The 16,465-nt window shown below is 41.5% G+C and carries 14 protein-coding genes and 2 pseudogenes; 15 read left to right on the plus strand and 1 reads right to left on the minus strand.

The genetic code is table 11. The annotated features are described in order from the left end of the window. The first annotated feature begins 630 nt into the window (after positions 1–630). Both AC2TDN_RS22410 and AC2TDN_RS22415 read left to right on the plus strand, forming a co-directional pair. Complete coding sequence (locus AC2TDN_RS22410; protein ID WP_484690229.1) at positions 631–2,157, plus strand: recombinase family protein; 1,527 nt, start codon at positions 631–633, stop codon at positions 2,155–2,157. A gap of 207 nt (positions 2,158–2,364) precedes the next feature. Continuing rightward, positions 2,365–3,264, plus strand: coding sequence for a DUF1186 domain-containing protein (locus AC2TDN_RS22415; protein ID WP_484690230.1), 900 nt, complete (start codon positions 2,365–2,367; stop codon positions 3,262–3,264). A 1,100-nt stretch (positions 3,265–4,364) separates the two neighbouring features. On the opposite strand, the gene AC2TDN_RS22420 is transcribed toward AC2TDN_RS22415, so the two are convergent. Further along, the gene (locus tag AC2TDN_RS22420; RefSeq protein WP_484690231.1) at positions 4,365–4,649 is read right to left on the minus strand and encodes a hypothetical protein; all 285 of its coding nucleotides are present in this window, start codon (positions 4,647–4,649) and stop codon (positions 4,365–4,367) included. An 81-nt stretch (positions 4,650–4,730) separates the two neighbouring features. Between AC2TDN_RS22420 and AC2TDN_RS22425 the strand changes: the two genes are divergently transcribed. The 13 genes and pseudogenes from AC2TDN_RS22425 (at position 4,731) to AC2TDN_RS22485 (ending at position 16,331) form a co-directional block, all read left to right on the plus strand. After that, entirely contained in the window at positions 4,731–6,443 is a 1,713-nt protein-coding gene (locus tag AC2TDN_RS22425; protein WP_484690232.1) for a methyl-accepting chemotaxis protein, read from the plus strand. 39 nt (positions 6,444–6,482) lie between these two features. Further along, positions 6,483–6,578, plus strand: a complete 96-nt coding sequence (locus AC2TDN_RS22430) for a type II toxin-antitoxin system RelE family toxin (RefSeq protein ID WP_484690233.1) — start codon at positions 6,483–6,485, stop codon at positions 6,576–6,578. A gap of 642 nt (positions 6,579–7,220) precedes the next feature. Beyond that, positions 7,221–7,496 (plus strand): hypothetical protein, encoded by a 276-nt coding sequence (locus AC2TDN_RS22435; RefSeq protein ID WP_484690234.1) that lies wholly within the window; start codon positions 7,221–7,223, stop codon positions 7,494–7,496. Positions 7,497–7,528: 32 nt separating this feature from the next. After that, positions 7,529–8,902, plus strand: coding sequence for a hypothetical protein (locus tag AC2TDN_RS22440; protein WP_484690235.1), 1,374 nt, complete (start codon positions 7,529–7,531; stop codon positions 8,900–8,902). A 122-nt stretch (positions 8,903–9,024) separates the two neighbouring features. Next, positions 9,025–9,978, plus strand: coding sequence for a helix-turn-helix transcriptional regulator (locus tag AC2TDN_RS22445; protein WP_484690236.1), 954 nt, complete (start codon positions 9,025–9,027; stop codon positions 9,976–9,978). 274 nt (positions 9,979–10,252) lie between these two features. After that, positions 10,253–10,483 (plus strand): hypothetical protein, encoded by a 231-nt coding sequence (locus AC2TDN_RS22450; RefSeq protein WP_484690237.1) that lies wholly within the window; start codon positions 10,253–10,255, stop codon positions 10,481–10,483. A gap of 327 nt (positions 10,484–10,810) precedes the next feature. After that, a pseudogene (locus AC2TDN_RS22455) lies at positions 10,811–11,155 on the plus strand (response regulator transcription factor); the annotation flags it as partial. Between the two features lie 139 nt (positions 11,156–11,294). Beyond that, positions 11,295–11,528 (plus strand): hypothetical protein, encoded by a 234-nt coding sequence (locus AC2TDN_RS22460; protein ID WP_482069047.1) that lies wholly within the window; start codon positions 11,295–11,297, stop codon positions 11,526–11,528. A 192-nt stretch (positions 11,529–11,720) separates the two neighbouring features. Next, positions 11,721–12,641, plus strand: a complete 921-nt coding sequence (locus tag AC2TDN_RS22465; protein WP_482069046.1) for an ABC transporter substrate-binding protein — start codon at positions 11,721–11,723, stop codon at positions 12,639–12,641. A gap of 17 nt (positions 12,642–12,658) precedes the next feature. Beyond that, a complete protein-coding gene (locus tag AC2TDN_RS22470; RefSeq protein ID WP_484690248.1) occupies positions 12,659–12,778 on the plus strand; it encodes a UbiD family decarboxylase domain-containing protein in 120 nt (39 codons plus the stop codon). Beyond that, positions 12,779–13,063, plus strand: a complete 285-nt coding sequence (locus AC2TDN_RS22475; RefSeq protein WP_484690238.1) for a hypothetical protein — start codon at positions 12,779–12,781, stop codon at positions 13,061–13,063. It begins immediately after the preceding gene. Between the two features lie 733 nt (positions 13,064–13,796). After that, a pseudogene (locus AC2TDN_RS22480) lies at positions 13,797–14,948 on the plus strand (family 8 glycosyl hydrolase); the annotation flags it as partial. Positions 14,949–15,035: 87 nt separating this feature from the next. Then, positions 15,036–16,331 carry a galactose-binding domain-containing protein gene (locus tag AC2TDN_RS22485; RefSeq protein WP_484690249.1) on the plus strand — a complete coding sequence of 432 codons (1,296 nt, stop codon included), beginning with the start codon at positions 15,036–15,038 and terminating at the stop codon, positions 16,329–16,331. Positions 16,332–16,465: the final 134 nt, after the last annotated feature.

Below are 16,465 nucleotides of genomic sequence, written 5' to 3' on the forward strand. Positions count from 1 at the left end.
TGTACAGCAACAAGAAATTCAAATTGGTAAAAATGCAATATATTGTGCGTAGCAATTATACTGGTCATGAAACTATAGTGGATAAATTACAGAGGCTTATACTACGTGAATTGGAAAACGAGAAGGATAATTTCAAATGATATTCGTTTTCAGGGAATCCGTGGGATTCCCCTTTTTATTTACATCGCATCATTAACTAAGAGGAAACTTGGAGTTTTGATGAACCCTTATGTCCCAATTTATAAATAGAAAGTTCTTCGGTTACCCGAATTGAGCCTCAAAATGAACAGGTTAGTAGAAGGCCTTTTTTCAGGCCATTAATGCTATCCGATGATGTTTGAGGGAGATGATATAGCTTGAAGGCAGATTTGCTGAGATACAGTATGCAGATTGCGATGCTCAGACAGCTACTGAACTTATCATTGATAAGCAAACAAGAATTCAATACTGTAAAGAATCTTATAATGCGAGAATATGGCATTTGTTCAGACCTTACTTCTGGATAGGCTTTTCGTCAAGTCGTAATGTGCTGTCAGAAAAAAATTAGGAGTCCAGATTCGCACCTTTGTCGAATTCGCCTGAATTTAATACGCTAGTAGCGTAGAGTTTAACTCAGGGGAGGAAACAGCAATGTCATTTTCAGTTGAGGTTATAAAAGCCAATCGAAAGCTATCAGATCGTACCGGCGGGCAACAAGAGTTTCTGAGAGTAGCCCCGTATGCGCGGGTAAGCACAGATACAGAGGAACAGCTAAACAGCTATAAGTCTCAGGTATCTTATTACAAAGAGCTAGTTGGCCAGCGAAACGATTGGATATTGGCTGATATTTACGCGGATGAAGCCATCACGGGTACTCAGGTGAAAAAGCGTGATGACTTTCAGAGACTGATTAAAGATTGCCTTAATGGGAAAATTGACATGGTTATCACCAAGTCCATTTCAAGATTTGCCCGAAACACGGTAGATACCCTTAAATATGTCCGCATGCTCAAGGAGAAAAATGTGGCTGTGTTTTTTGAGAAAGAGAACATTAACACTTTGACGATGGACGGTGAGCTATTATTAACCATCCTAAGTTCAGTAGCTCAGCAAGAGGTTGAGAATATCTCATCGATTGTAAAAATGGGCTTGAAGCTGAAAATGCAACGCGGCGAGCTTGTTGGTTTTCAAAGCTGTCTCGGTTATGACTATGATCCCGTAACCAAGCAGATTTCAGTGAATGAAGAAGAAGCTGAGGTTGTCCGATACATATTTGATCGTTACATTGCTGGTGTCGGAGCTTCAGTGATCGCCAAAGAGTTAACGAAGCTTCCTTATAAAACGAAGCGCGGGAACATGGAATGGGGCGATACAGCGGTGCTCGGTATCATTAAGAATGATCCAATATCCAAGCGCAGATTAGATAATCATGGAGAAGAGGATCAATATTACATCAAGAATCATCACGAGCCAATCGTAAGTGAAGAGATTTTTGAGACAGCCCAAGATATTTTGTACAGACGAGGAAAGCCGCGTGGAAAACTTGAAAAAGGCGGTAAGCGCGAAAAGTTCAGTCGGAAGTTTACGTTCAGTTGCAAGCTTGAATGCGGATTTTGTGGGAAAAACTACTCTCGGAGGAGCTGGAATAGCAGAACAACCTACGCAAAAGTCATTTGGCAATGTGTCTCTTTCTCGAAAAAAGGAAAGAAATATTGTCCGCATAGCAAAGGAATTGAGGAAACAATAATTGAGGGAGCTTTTGTTGAAACATACAATCGGGTCTGCGGCAATCATAAGGATGTGCTGGATGAGCTTCTGTTAAGGATGGAGTCTGTTCTTGGTGAGCAACAGCATCACAAGCATTTGAGCAAAGTGAAGCACGAAATCCAGGCTCTTGAACAAAAGCGTTCTAATCTGATAGATCTCCATCTGGACGAGAAAATTGATCGATCCACTTATGAACGTAAATATGATGAGCTGGAGTCTACGTTAACAGAATTAATTGAAGTGAGAGAACAACTGGAGGCATCGGCTCAAGAAGAAGTTGACGTTGAAAAAAGATTACAGCAATTTCGTAACGTGCTTCAAAGCAATACCGTCCTTTCTGAATTTGATCGCAATGTATTCGAAAGTGTCATTGAAAAAGTTATAATGGGAGAAGAACAGGGAGATGGGTAGTGTAGAGCCGTATCAATTAACCGTTGTATTCAAAACCGGCTTAAAGAGCAGTATTCAAGGCAAGAACGGACTGAAAAACCCAAAAAAGCTGGCAGCAGCAGAGAGGAGTGACGCATGTTCCCATATCCCAGACAACACATGTGGAGTGCGTTGTAAGGATATATCGGTGGGAATAAATTCACATAAAGCGGAAGGGGGGATTAGATTTTGGAGCAATTATTACAAGCCATTCGATATAATAGTGAAACATTTCCACGCAACGAATTGCAGCAAATCATAGAACGGAAGGAAGAGGCTATCCCGTACTTGCTTCAAATTATGATCGAGTTAAAAGAGGACCATGAGAAGGTGAGAGACTACTCAACTCGAATTGATTATATTTATGCGTATTACTTATTGGCACAGTTTCAGGTAAAAGAACTATTCCCTATAATGATCGACATTTTATCCATGCCTGCAGAAATATCTGACATGATATTTGACGATGCCATAACGGAAGATATAGGTAGAATACTGGCGTCTGTATATAATGGAGATGTCGATTTATTACTGAAGCTAATCGAGAATACAGAGGCAAACGAATATGCGCGTGGACAAGCTTTGATCTCTTTAGTTGCGCTTGTATTTAACGGTCAGCTTACAAGAGAATTCGTCATGGACTATTTTAAGCAACTTATGAACGATAAGCTTACAGAAACAAACTATTATGTAAATACGGAGATCGTATGCTGCTGTAATGATCTTTATCCTGACGAGGTTTATGAAGATATTAAGCGTTTGTATGAGGAACAGGTTATTGAATCCTTTATCATAAGCATAGAAAGCATCGATAAAACACTTAAGAGAACAAAAGAAGATGTCTTACAAAGCAATCAACAAGATTACAAATTTCAGTTTATAACGGACACAATTAAGGAACTGCAAGTATGGGCTTGTTTTCGCCAAGAACAGTTTGAAACGCCAGTAAACGCCAAGCCAAAGATAGAACGTGGTGCAGCCAACAGTGAGCCAAAAAGAAATTCAGCTGTCAAAGCTGAAAAAATCGGTCGTAATGATCCTTGCACATGCGGCAGCGGTCAAAAGTATAAGAAGTGTTGCGGGAGTTAGTGTGGCTTACAGCAAGGAGTGGGTGGCTTGATATGGGTGATATTTGTGGTCAGTTTAGAGCACTACAGGCAAATAGACAGGCAAGCCTATTAAGCCGGAAGGCTCTTATTCTGATCTTAAATGGGTAGTGCACGATGAGGAAGAAGACAATATTGACAATGCTTGATGCGCGTCAAAAATACATTAGCAATGTCTAATGTGGAAGATGCTTGAGTACAACAACCGTCAAAGATTTCATGTTACAATTGGATAAGTACGTCATTATTCTTCAAGGAGATTGCTCCAATGCGGGCATCAGGTATCCAGAGTTGTTGAAAAATGAGTATGTTACACATAATGGATACGACACCTCCTCATCACGCGACGGAGGTTTTTTTATGAGGAAATACGCTTGCTGGCATATTGGTGTCGACAATGTGGTGTATGATGATGGGAATTACCTGTCGAATAAAGAAATTTCCTGTTGGATTGTAGAATATGTTTATAGTACTGTTTTTTCTTGTTGTTTTTCTTTGATAACTGAGAGCTGCTGATGGATGCGATCAGATAGGCGAGTCCCCTAATTATGGAGATTTTTTTATAAACATAAGTTGGATACATCCAAGTAATTTTTTATATCTAAAGTGATGAAATATTTATATATATACATAAAAGGACATTAGCACTAGAAATATTTCTAAATATTTCGTGAGAATAGTCCTATTTATGTTGTAAAAAAAATATGTCGAATTTACTAAAAATAAAGAATATTTTGTCGAAATATAGTTGGAATCTGTAGATAAGTATAGTACATTAGTAACAATAATTAAGAGCCGAACACACAAGCGTTGCATAAACACTGATGTACTTTCTGTCTGAAAATGAAGACAACTTTTTTTTGATCCGAAATCCAAAAGGTCGATCGCCTATTAGAGGTAGCTCTATCCATTTGGATTAATTATGTAAATATGTTCATATGAGTAAATAACAGCTGCGCTTGTCGATCAGTCGACGCTCAGTCTTCGTTGTCTCCCTAAAGATATTCGACTCGGTTTCTGCTTCGTTTCAATCGCCCAGCGACTTCGATACATGTCGCAACTTTCGTCACAAGAGAGATCGAATCAGTTCGTGACCAGAAACAGCAGATTGCCTTGCGAGTCTTCGGTTTGAACCATCCGAAGCTTGTGTTTCATTTTCTTCTGCTGCGATCCTACACGTACGATGACGTCTTCGCTGACCCTGCTTTCTGCCTTGATTTCAAGAAATTCAAGTGGCTCCAAGCAAGCGTTGTTCTTGAGCCGAGTGACGAAAGAAATGCCGCTTTCGCAGTAGCGATCGAATGCTGCATAGTCGATGTAGCCACTTGCCGGGTTTTGCACACCCGATCTGTGAACGTTCTCGTACAAGATAAGACGGAAAGCTATGAAAATTCAGAGAACATTTATGCAACGCTAGTGAGCCGAACAACATGGAGGAATGGTTGAAAGATGCAACTATTAAAAAACATGCGAATTGGAATGAAAATTTTTCTTTTAATTATAATTGCTTTTCTTTCTTTAATTGTAATTGGGCTGTCGAATTTGAGTACAATGAATAGAATGAGTCAAAATTCTACGGCTTTGTATCAGGACGCATTGTTACCTGTGAAGTGGTTAAATCAACTTCGTTCCAATTGGAATGCACAAGACGCTAACTCATTAGAAACAATGATGACGACAGATAATTCAGAGATTCAAACTTTGGCACAGAGAAGTAGTAACATTACCAGTCAGAATGACAAGCTACTTTCTGATTATGGAAAATCAGATTTAAGCCCCTTCGAAGCAGATGGACTTAAAAAGTTGAATGACATTACGGGGAAAATTAGGGAAGAGCGTAAAAAAGTAAAGAATTTGGCTGCACAAAACAAAAAAGAGCAAGCAGTGGCGCTATACTCTAAATCCTTGTATCCACTCAACCAGGAAAGACATAAAATTGTACAAGATTTAGCGGACTATAAAGAAAAAGAAGCCACAGACTTAAATAACAAAAGTATTCAAGATTTCTCACGAACAAAAGAACTTTCCCTATTCATATTGATCATAAGCCTTCTTGTTTGTATTGCGACAGGCTATTTAATTACACGTTTAGTAACTAGACCGATTCGGCTTATGCAAACATTAATGGAGAAAGCCGAGTCGGGCGATTTAACGGTTCGAGGGAGCTACATATCGAAAGATGAGGTCGGTTCATTAACTCAATCTTTCAATGCTATGCTTGATGGTTTGCGAAACCTAATCCAAAAGATCAATGAGAATTCGTTAAATCTTTCAGCCATGGCGGAGGAATTGAGCGCATCAGCCGAACAATCGGGACAAGCCGCTACCCAAATTACCGCATCTATACAAGAAGTTTCAGCAGGTGCGGAAACACAACTGGAAAACGTCATGAAAACCGAACGGACGATTGAACAAATGTCTCTTGGAGTTCAGCAAATTTCAAACTATTCACAAGAGGTTTCTGATAAAGCCATTCTTGCATCAGAATCAGCAATAGAAGGAAAAAAGGCTATTGAACAATCAGTCCAGCAAATGAATAGTATTCAATCATCTGTGGGTAACGCATCTCGTTCCATCACTGAGCTTGGAGAACAAGCACAACATATCGGAAAAATTGTTGAAACCATACAGGGTATTGCCAATCAAACCAATCTACTGGCACTTAATGCTTCAATTGAGGCAGCAAGAGTCGGAGAACAAGGTAAAGGATTTACAGTAGTAGCAACTGAAGTACGCAAACTTGCTGAACAATCGTCAGAATCCGCGAAACAAATTGCTGCCTATATTGAATCCGTACAGTCTAAGATCAAAACTGCTGTTGATAATATGGAAGTTGGGACAAAAGAAGTTGCTGACGGAACTATTGTGATGAATGCCGTTAGTCAATCGTTTGATCAAATTTTCAGTACTGTCAATGAAGTAACAAGCCAGATTCAGGAAATATCCGCTTCTGCACAACAAATAGCTGTGGGAACAGAAGAAGTTGTGAAGTCGTTCAGTGTTGTGTCTGAAGTTGCATCCGTTTCCTCGCAAGAGACACAGACTGTATCGGGCGCAACCGAAGAGCAACTCGCAACTATGGAGGAGATTTCAGCTTCTGCTAGCTCTCTATCCCACATGGCAGAGGAATTACAATCTTATGTCAGCAATTTTAATATTTAATTTCCAAACGATCCATTGTTTTTAATATAACGATTTCGGTTGCGAATAGGAAGTTATCGGGTTTTATTTGAGGTCAATCACCAAGAGCAAATCGTTTATATTTTGGCTATCGACAATCGCGCTGATAAATATTGATTCAAGTTGGCCTCTCTTAAATGGGAGGTTTTTTCTTGCTAACATATACTCGCTGACAGATTAGTGCCGATCATATGTTATATAATAATGGAATATCCTGTCGAAAAAAGGGATTTCCAAATGATTAAATCATACTCTAACCTGATTCAATAATATAAAATATTTTTAGTTTTTCGGATTGCATTCTGGCTTCCCATAATGTGATGGACTGGATTGGGAATAATAGTTGCTTTATTTCTGAGGACCAAAATGATGTACTCGTAATTAAAATATCATTTTTCAAAGAAAAAGTGTGATTGAGAAAAAAGGAATATGATCGAGAAAAAAAGAGAAATGATCGATTAAAATATGAGAATTAGAAGTCAGGTTTTACAGTTCAGTGTTAATCTCTCTGGTGCGATGTATGCGCTCGCTTTGACTTCTCTTTTAATGCTAACGGTTAGTCTCCAAGATTTTTTTCCTCTTTTCTCTAAACTAGCTACTTCACGCAACCTCCGTCAAATTATTTCTAATATCAATTATTTCTTTGATTGAATGTAAAAAGAATACCCCTAGCCTATTACAGAACAAGTGTTCACTGACAACTAGCTGACTTTTGGATATGAGAAAATGGATTTACAGAAGGCCATGGGGGTTAATTTCATGAATATGAATAGTGCTATGATCTTAATTTTTAGTCTGTACCTAGTGGTGGGATTAATTTTGGCATACCGTTTTATTACGAAAGAAATACATGAGATATTTGATGAAGATCTTAGTGAAGAGGAAGATGTAAACTACATTCGATCCCGAAATGATTTCTATGATGCGCTGCATAATCTTGAGAAAATCGTGGGGAGTAAAGGGTTGATTACGATCTTTTATTTAGGTGGAATGTTATTCTGGCTACCCATGTGGTTGTACATTCACATGAAATAGTTACTTAATGAATTTTATAAGGGGTGAATGGCATGCATCCATATATCAAACAGATGATCAAAACCGCGGAACATAATAAAGGAAAGCATCAATTCAATAAGAAGGAACTTATTGAACAATTAAAAATTAAAGCTCAAAACGCAACTTCAAAATCACCAACAGATCAGATTACTCAAGACCATGACTTGCTAAATAGACAGCAAGAAGATATCCGAGGCTTAAAAAAGCATATCAAGAAATTGGAAAATAGAGTGAACGAGCAGGAACAGAAGCTTCAAGCCTCCAAAGCTAAATCCAATAAAGTGGAATTGGAAAATAAATCATTACGTTCTCTTTTATACGAAGCAAGGTTGGAACTAAATAACGAAAAGAATGCCAGCCTTGAAAAGCAGTCACAATTTGATCGGCTTACTCAAAAATGCAAAGCTCTGGAAGAGACGAACGCTGCTCAAGCTGTTCAAATAGAAAAACTAAAACATGATCTATCGAAGGCGAAATATTTAGCGAATACAAATAGTTCTTTGAAACTGAGGAATTCATTAGACCGGCTTAACAAGGTAAACCAAGAGTTATCAAGGGAATTACAAATCGAAAGGGAATTTCGAATGGATCGGGATCAGTTGTCTCTGCTCAAAAATACGATTCGAACACAGGCAGCCTACATACAACAATTGAAACGTTCAAATTCTGGAATGATCTCAGAAGCCAGTATTCAGGAACTATTTGATGCACTGCGGGCAAGGCTTGTCTTGGCAAAGCCGTCGCACAGGGAGATGCTTCTAGATTTATTTAATCGATTAAAGAGAATCAAAAGCAGGTTTCAGGAAGCGCCAAGTTCCATTCAGCCTAGAAACTCGAGTGAAATGTATGGTTACCTTATTAAATCAGGGGAAGATCTCCATTTTTATAACTTAGAAAACGGTGTGTATAAGGTTTGTGCGGGGGAGGGGACATATGAGCCAGACCTTCCTGTTAAGGTTAATATGATTCATGAACATGAGGTTAACATTATTAAGCAGTATAGTTACCATTATGTTCCGAGGACTTCGAGTGCTGCTGGGGTAAGACGGAAAATTCAGCGTACAGATAGCGCAGTTATACCCATTCATTCAACTGAAATGAAAGTTCTTGTCATTGGGTCTAGAAACCGTACTAAATATACAAAGATGCTAACGGATTGTGGATTTCATGTTGAATGGTATGACGGATATGAGGAAAGTCCGGAGGCGTTAAAAAGCAAAAGAAACGGTGCGCAGGTTGTCATTATCTGTACAGGTCACTCACCGCATTTTGTACTCGATTTATTTGAACCTGATGATCCTAGAGTAGAAAAAATTTATCGCGAAAATGGCAACTCCATCTACCATAGGATTCGTTACAACGGGATCAAACAAGGACTTATGTAGAGTTATTCGAATTAGGGGTGAGCAATATGGAAGTCTCATCCACAATTATTGCAGGATTTTAGAACATTAAGTCGAATGTACTAGAATTAGGAAAATAGAACTAATTCAAGGGAGCATTCTCGATGATAGATCAAGTCATTCGATTATTTAAATTGATTAATGCCATACAAGCAAACCCCGGGATAACAGCGAAAGAGCTTGCGGTAAAATGCCAAATAACCGAAAGAACCGTATACAGAGATCTTCGCAACCTGGATCACTTTGCTCCGGTCACGAATGAGGGTTATGGGAAAGGGTATACATTTATCGGTAATTTTTCAATGTATCCTCTCAATTTTACGGATCAGGAAGCTATGGTTTTCTCCATGCTGCCTTCTGTCCTTGACCGAAATAAGCTGCCTGACGGATTCGATACGGCTCATGATAAGGTCATGGCTACACATTTAAAAGAAAAATCCCGCAGTAAAGATATTGTTCAGAATATTACGGATGCAATCCAAATGGGTATGCCTGCCTATAAGGAAGAAAATCAGCAGAACTTTCTATTCGATATTTTGCAGGCGATTCTTAGCAACAAAACGATAGAGGCTGTGTACCATACACAAAGCAGAAATACCGAGACCAAGCGCCTGATAGACCCTTACTATTTGGTGCCAAGGGATCAGCGTTTTTATTTAATTGGATTCTGCCATCAAGCCCAGGATATACGGACGTTCAAGCTGAGTCGGTTTCGAGCCGTCGAAGTTTCCAATCAATCGTATGAAAAAGGCGATTTCAGTATTAAGCAGTACTTGAAAAATACGTGGTCCATTGAGCGTGGCGACGATCACATTCACTTTAAAGTGAAGTTCTCCTCGGCAGTCGCTCGTTATATAAAAGAAGAAGAGCTGTTTGTGAGACCGCGTATGAAGGATCTTCAGGATGGCGGCTTGATCTTTGAAGTAACACTGAATCATGACCGAGAATTTCTTAACTGGGTGTATCAATATGGACCCAACGCAGAGATTTTGGAACCCAAATCCTATAGAGAACACATGAAGCAGCAGTTGCAGGAATGGATGAAATTATATAGTTGATGAATTATTGCGAAGTGTAGGTCTCTATTCCCGATCAAGAGGTGAAAGCATGATATCTACAATGATTCAAAATCTTCATGAGAACTTTAGAAATTCCTCGCTAACTAAAAAGGTACTTCTCGCTCCTAGGTTTGCCGACGGACAGCAGTGGCTTCACCAGGTGTGTAAGGCTTATGGGCAGGTATTAAATGTTGAAGTGCAGACGATAAAAAGTTTGGCTTTAAATCAGACTAGGAAGCGTTTGTAGCAAAATGTAACCGAAGGAAGTGAATGTGTGAAAAATTGGAAAATCATAAACTTTTTGTGTATATTATTGGGCATAGCTGAATTATCCCTTGTCTTTTTATCTACTCCGATATGGGAGAAAGTAGGGTATGCTGTCGGGGCTAACCGCAATTCGAAGGCTTCATATGAATGGTATTTCAAAGGCGACACGGAGAAAATAAAAGTGTATAACGTGAAGCATAACGACGCGGAACTTAGTACGATTACAGCTATCTCATAATTCCATCATGCAAAAGCCAATGATTTGACGCATAATAAGTAAGGGTAAAAGGAATAAGAACTGGAAAGAGCCTTAAGGATCTTGCAATTTTGGAGATCTTTTAAGGCTCTTTTTGTTTCTGAAATGCAATTTATATTGGAAATATACTCGTGAGTATAAGGCAGGCGGCTTCAATTGTGAATGGATGTTTCTCAATGATACAATTGTGAGAATTACTTATGTTGAAACATTCATTTGAAATACACACAAAGTACACAGCCATTCTTTAATTTGAATTATGGGAAGCGATAAAACATAGAGATGCTGGCGGAAGCGGAGTGCAGCCCAATGAAACGAACGATATTGCTGGTTGAAGACGATATGCTTATGCGTGAGGTGATCACGGACTATTTTAAGAAGGAGCAATGGGAAGTGCTTGAAGCGGAGAACGGAAGAATTGCGCTTGACGTATTCGAACAGAACTCCGTTGATTTGGTTGTCCTCGACATTATGATGCCGGAAATCGATGGATGGTCGGTATGCAGGCGCATCAGGGAAAAGTCGGACATCCCGATTATGATCATGACCGCCCGAGCAGAGGATGACGACCACCTGTTGGGGTTTGAGCTTGGCGCCGATGAGTACGTAACGAAGCCTCTGAGTCCAAGAGTACTGGTAGCCCGCGCTAAATCCCGGTGAAGCTGTCTCATCTCCAACAGCCTCTGACGATCCGGACACCGACAAAAAAATCTTAATTGTCATTGACCAGACGGAGAAGCCGATTGAGGGCAACAGCTTCGATTTTACGGTGAAGCAGCTTCCGGAAGGGTTTATGCTGGCCGAAATGCAGTGGGTGTCCAAGGAGAACTTGATCGTCAATTCGGTTCAAGAAGCGATTGAACATGGAGCTAGCGGTGGAGACGGCTTCTATATTAGCGGCGACGGACAATTCTCGGGCTTCTTCTACACGGACGCGATGAAGGGTGAGAAAGGGCAGGTTGTGTTCTTGTTCAAGGATGAGCAAGGCAAGGAGTTAACGTGGAAAAAAGAAATGACGTTGAAGTAACGTCGAAATACATGTAAAGGACCGGCCGTTTAGGCTGGTCCTTTTCCTCATGTCACGTTATCTTACTTACAGATAATAAAAGTTGTTGACACGGCTATAGGTGTCAAATATATTACATGTAGAAATAGTTGGAATTCATAATCGATTATCGCTATTTGCAATTTTTAAACCAGCAACCAGGAGGAGCCTACAATGAAAAAAGCACTAATCGGTATGATGATTTTGGTCTTGGCAGTGCTAAATGCTTGCAGCTCTTCATCCAAGAACGCAGAATCGGTCGGCGGGATTCCGCCAGCGGATATTGTGATTGGCGGTAAACCGTTCACCGAGCAATTGATTCTGGTAGAAATTATGGCGCAGCTACTGGATGCAAAGACGGATCATCATATTTCCACGAAAGCAGGACTGGGTTTTTCAAATGAACTCATGCAAGCTTTGAAAGACGACGACATTCAGGTTTATGCCGAATATACCGGGACAGGGTACATTAACATCCTGCAAAATGAGCTCCAGTCTGATGACACCTCGGTTACGGTCTATGAGAAAACAAAAAAAGGGTACGAGGAGAAGTATGGACTTACATGGCTGAATCCTATTCAATTCTCCAATACGTTCACCCTGATCATCAAGAAAGAAACAGCGGAAAAATGGAAGGTGAAAACGTTCAGTGATCTGGCTCAGCAGGCGCCGAATATGGTGCTAGGCACCGATGCTCAATTCTTTGAGCGCATAGATGGATTTAAGGGATTGGCGGAAACGTATGGTTTTGAATTCAAGGGCCGCAAGGAAATGGATATCGGAATCGCTTATGAGGCGCTTCAAGACGGCCAAATCGACGTGCTTGTCGGCTACTCAACGGATGGCCGGATTCCCGTGATGGATCTCGTTACTCTAGAAGACGACAAAGGATATTTCCCTCCTTATTTTCCGGCTCCGATTGTTAAACAGGACTTCCTCGCAAAGTATCCGGAGGTAGGCGAGACACTGAACCTCCTTGCAGACAAGCTGGATGAGGTTACGATGGCCGGACTGAACGCCAAAGTAGAGAATGACAAAATGAAGCCAAAGGAAGTCGCCAAGCAGTTCCTTGAAATCATTGGTCTTCTTAAATAAATCATACCGCTGGCCTCATTGTGGCGAAGGATCCGGAAACCGGCAAGCGCAACATGTCGATGAACCGTTTGCTGGTGCTCGGTCCGGACAAGCTGATGATTGGCATGTCGCCGAGCCACCATGTATACCAGTTGTAGGTGAAAGCTATCACGTATCGCAAGGATGCGATCAATCAAGTCATACTTCCTGGCAAATACCATGAGCACTTCGCGGTGGAAGATGATGATATTCCGATCGACAATCCGATTGAAGTGGAATGGGCAATCGCGGCGAGATGCAGGGCGGAGCAGGATATTATAATCATCCCGGGCGTCCGCATGGACCGGGCCGATGCGCTTGTCCATAACGGTACGCGAAGACAGGCATTTTCGCTTTGCGGCAGCCGACCGCGCTGCCATTGGCGGAAATACCGAGCCAGATGATGGAGCAGGTCAAGAGCCAATGGGAAAAATACAAGGTTCGGGGATAGCCTCTTTTTTACGACGTGAGTATAGAAAACATATCGCCTACGGAAAAGCCGACTCAGCGAGTCGGCTTTTTTGGTTGTTCATACAGACGCGCTACAATGATAAAATTCAAAAATTTCATTAAGGCGGTAAGTTTCTATGTTATGATTAGGATATTAAATCGATCGGGTTTGGTTGGTTAAATAGAGAGAGTCAAAAATTTTATTGCAAACAATCCATTCCTGAAAAAGCTGGGTTTGGAGATATCCAATAAAAAAGAAAATAGGGACGGAACTATTTTTACCCATATAAGTTAGTGTAGACATAATTAAAATAGATATGTTACATTTACTAAAAAAAGGATACAAGATTCGCTTATCTATCATTTGAAGGTTGGTGGCTAAAAGTAACTTGGATGATACAGCTGCGATTTAATCATACCTTGTATCCTCCACTACACTTTTTTCCATAGATTGGTTGCTTTCTGTCGTAAAGTTAAAGCGGTTACATTTTTTATGTTTCTACTACGTAGGAAAGGAGAAATGGATAAAACAGTAGATTGAGGCAGTATAAAAATGAAGGAGGAGATCGAATGTACACATTAAAATCAAACAAAAGTATGATGAAATTAATGGGCCCGATTCTTTTAAGCCTATCCATGCTAGTGACTTTATTGGGTGCTCCTGCTAATTTTCAATCAACAGCTCATGCTGCAGGAGAACAAAAACCGTTCCCTCAGCAAGTTAACTATTCAGGTATCATCAAGCCGAATCATGTTAGCCAATCTTCTATGAATTCTTCCGTTTCTTCGTACTATGATTACTGGAAAACTAAATATGTAAAGAACAACCTGTCATCCCTTCCGGGCGGATACTATGTAAAAGGGGACATTACTGGAAGCGCGGAGGGCTATGAACCGCTCGGTACATCTGAGGGCCAGGGCTTCGGCATGGTGATCACCGTTCTGATGGCCGGACATGACTCTAGCGCAAAGACGATTTACGACGGCATGTTCAAAACGGCTAGAGCATTCAAGAGCTCAGGCAATTCCAACTTGATGGGCTGGGTAGTGGCTGACAGCTCGGGTGCACAAGGGCATTTCGGCTCCGCAACTGACGGAGATTTGGACATTGCCTATTCCTTGGTTCTTGCTCACAATCAATGGGGCTCAAGCGGAACAATCAACTATTTGTCTGAAGCGATCAAAATGATTAATGCGATTAAATCCAGCAACGTTACGACGAACAATCGCCTAAATCTTGGAGATTGGGATGAAAAGAGCGCATTGAATTCAAGACCGTCCGATTGGATGTTAAGTCATCTGCGCGCGTTCCATGAAGTAACTGGAGATCAAACCTGGATCAATGTGATTAATGGCTTATATACGGCCTATTCGCAGGTCAGCAACAATTACGCTTCGTCAACTGGACTGATTTCCGACTTTATCGTCGACAATCCGGCTAAGCCTGCACCGCAAAATTATTTGGATGAATTCCCAGAGACAAATGAGTTCTATTATAATGCTTCGCGTGTCCCGCTCCGGATTGTTATGGACTACGCTCTTTATGGAGACACAAGAGCAAAAACAATCGCTGACAAAATAGCGGTATGGATTAAAGGCAAAACTGGTGGCTCGCCTTCTCAGGTTAAAGCAGGCTACACATTAAGCGGAACTGCTCTCAATTCTTACGGTGAAGCGGTATTTACGTCACCGATGATCTCCGCAGCAACGACAAGCACTAGCCATCAGGCTTGGGTGAATGCAGGCTGGGATTATATGAAGAGCGCTAAGTCTTCTTACTTTAGCGATTCCTTCAATATGCTTAACCTGCTCTACGTTTCAGGCAACTGGTGGAAGCCGGGAAGCAGCGGCGGACCATCGGATACGCAAGCTCCGACCGCTCCAGGCAGCTTGAATGCAACAACAGCATCCAGCAGCCAAATCAATTTGAGCTGGTCTGCTTCGAGCGACAACGTTGGCGTAACGGGGTACCGTGTTTTCCGCGGCGGCGTTCAAGTTGGCACACCAACTGGCACAACCTTTAACGATACGGGTCTAGCGGCATCCACGGCTTATAGCTACACGGTAAAAGCAGTTGATGCCGCAGGCAATCTATCGGCAAACAGCAGCACAGCAACCGCTACAACAAGTGCAGCTTCAACAGGCTCAAACCTTGCTCTTGGCAAAACGACTGTAGCTAGCTCGGTAGAAGGAGCAGGCTTCGAGGCTTCCAAAGCGACGGACGGCAATTCAACAACAAGATGGGCAAGTATTGAAGGAAGCGACAACCAATGGATTTATGTAGACCTTGGCACAGCTCAAAGCGTTGACCGAGTTAAATTAAACTGGGAGTCTGCTTACGGAAAAGGCTACAAAATTCAAGTATCCAATGATGCAACCACATGGACCGATGTATTTACAACAACAACCGGCAATGGAGCGATTGACGATATTACGTTTACTGCTGCAAACGGTAGATATGTGCGTGTACTAGGTACAGCAAGAGGCACTGCATATGGATATTCACTCTTTGATTTCGAAGTATATGGCAGTGGTGGCGGATCGGCAGATACACAAGCTCCAACCGCACCTGGCAGCCTAACTGCAACAGCAGCATCCAGCAGCCAAATCAACTTAAGCTGGGCAGCTTCGAGCGATAACGTTGGCGTAACGGGATACCGTGTTTTCCGCGGCGGCGTTCAAGTTGGCACACCAACTGGCACAACTTTTAACGATACGGGTCTAACGGCATCCACGGCTTATAGCTACACGGTAAAAGCAATTGATGCTGCGGGCAACCTATCGGCAAACAGCAGCACAGCAACCGCTACAACAAGTGCAGCTTCATCAGGCTCCAATCTTGCTCTAGGCAAGACGACAGCAGCCAGCTCGGTAGAAGGAGCAGGCTTCGAAGCTTCCAAAGCGACGGACGGCAATTCTGCAACAAGATGGGCAAGCATTGAAGGAAGCGACAACCAATGGATTTATGTAGACCTTGGCACATCTCAAAGCGTAAACCGAGTGAAATTAAACTGGGAGGCTGCTTACGGAAAGGGCTACAAAATCCAAGTATCCAATGATGCATCCACATGGACTGATGCATTTACAACAACAACCGGCAATGGAGCGATTGACGATATTACGTTTACTGCTGCAAACGGTAGATATGTGCGTGTACTAGGTACAGCAAGAGGCACTGCATATGGATATTCGCTCTTTGATTTCGAGGTATATGGCTCTTAAAAGCTAACAAGGGGCTGCCCCAGAAGTAGTATGCCCACTGGGAAGATAGCTCGCTTTGAATTGAAATGTTGAAAGTGCGTGAAAAAATAGCGGTACAGGGAGCTATTCCTGTTCCGCTATTTTTCTATTCAGGT

The organism is Paenibacillus sp. Y660 (genome assembly GCF_057221575.1).

Bases quoted from the DNA above. Each gene is read 5' to 3' on its own strand.
- AC2TDN_RS22445 (WP_484690236.1), top strand. From the start codon at position 9,025: ATGATAGATCAAGTCATTCGATTATTTAAATTGATTAATGCCATACAA.
- AC2TDN_RS22465 (WP_482069046.1), top strand. From the start codon at position 11,721: ATGAAAAAAGCACTAATCGGTATGATGATTTTGGTCTTGGCAGTGCTA.
- AC2TDN_RS22410 (WP_484690229.1), top strand. From the start codon at position 631: ATGTCATTTTCAGTTGAGGTTATAAAAGCCAATCGAAAGCTATCAGAT.
- AC2TDN_RS22435 (WP_484690234.1), top strand. From the start codon at position 7,221: ATGAATATGAATAGTGCTATGATCTTAATTTTTAGTCTGTACCTAGTG.
- AC2TDN_RS22460 (WP_482069047.1), top strand. From the start codon at position 11,295: ATGCTGGCCGAAATGCAGTGGGTGTCCAAGGAGAACTTGATCGTCAAT.
- AC2TDN_RS22425 (WP_484690232.1), top strand. From the start codon at position 4,731: ATGCAACTATTAAAAAACATGCGAATTGGAATGAAAATTTTTCTTTTA.
- AC2TDN_RS22440 (WP_484690235.1), top strand. From the start codon at position 7,529: ATGCATCCATATATCAAACAGATGATCAAAACCGCGGAACATAATAAA.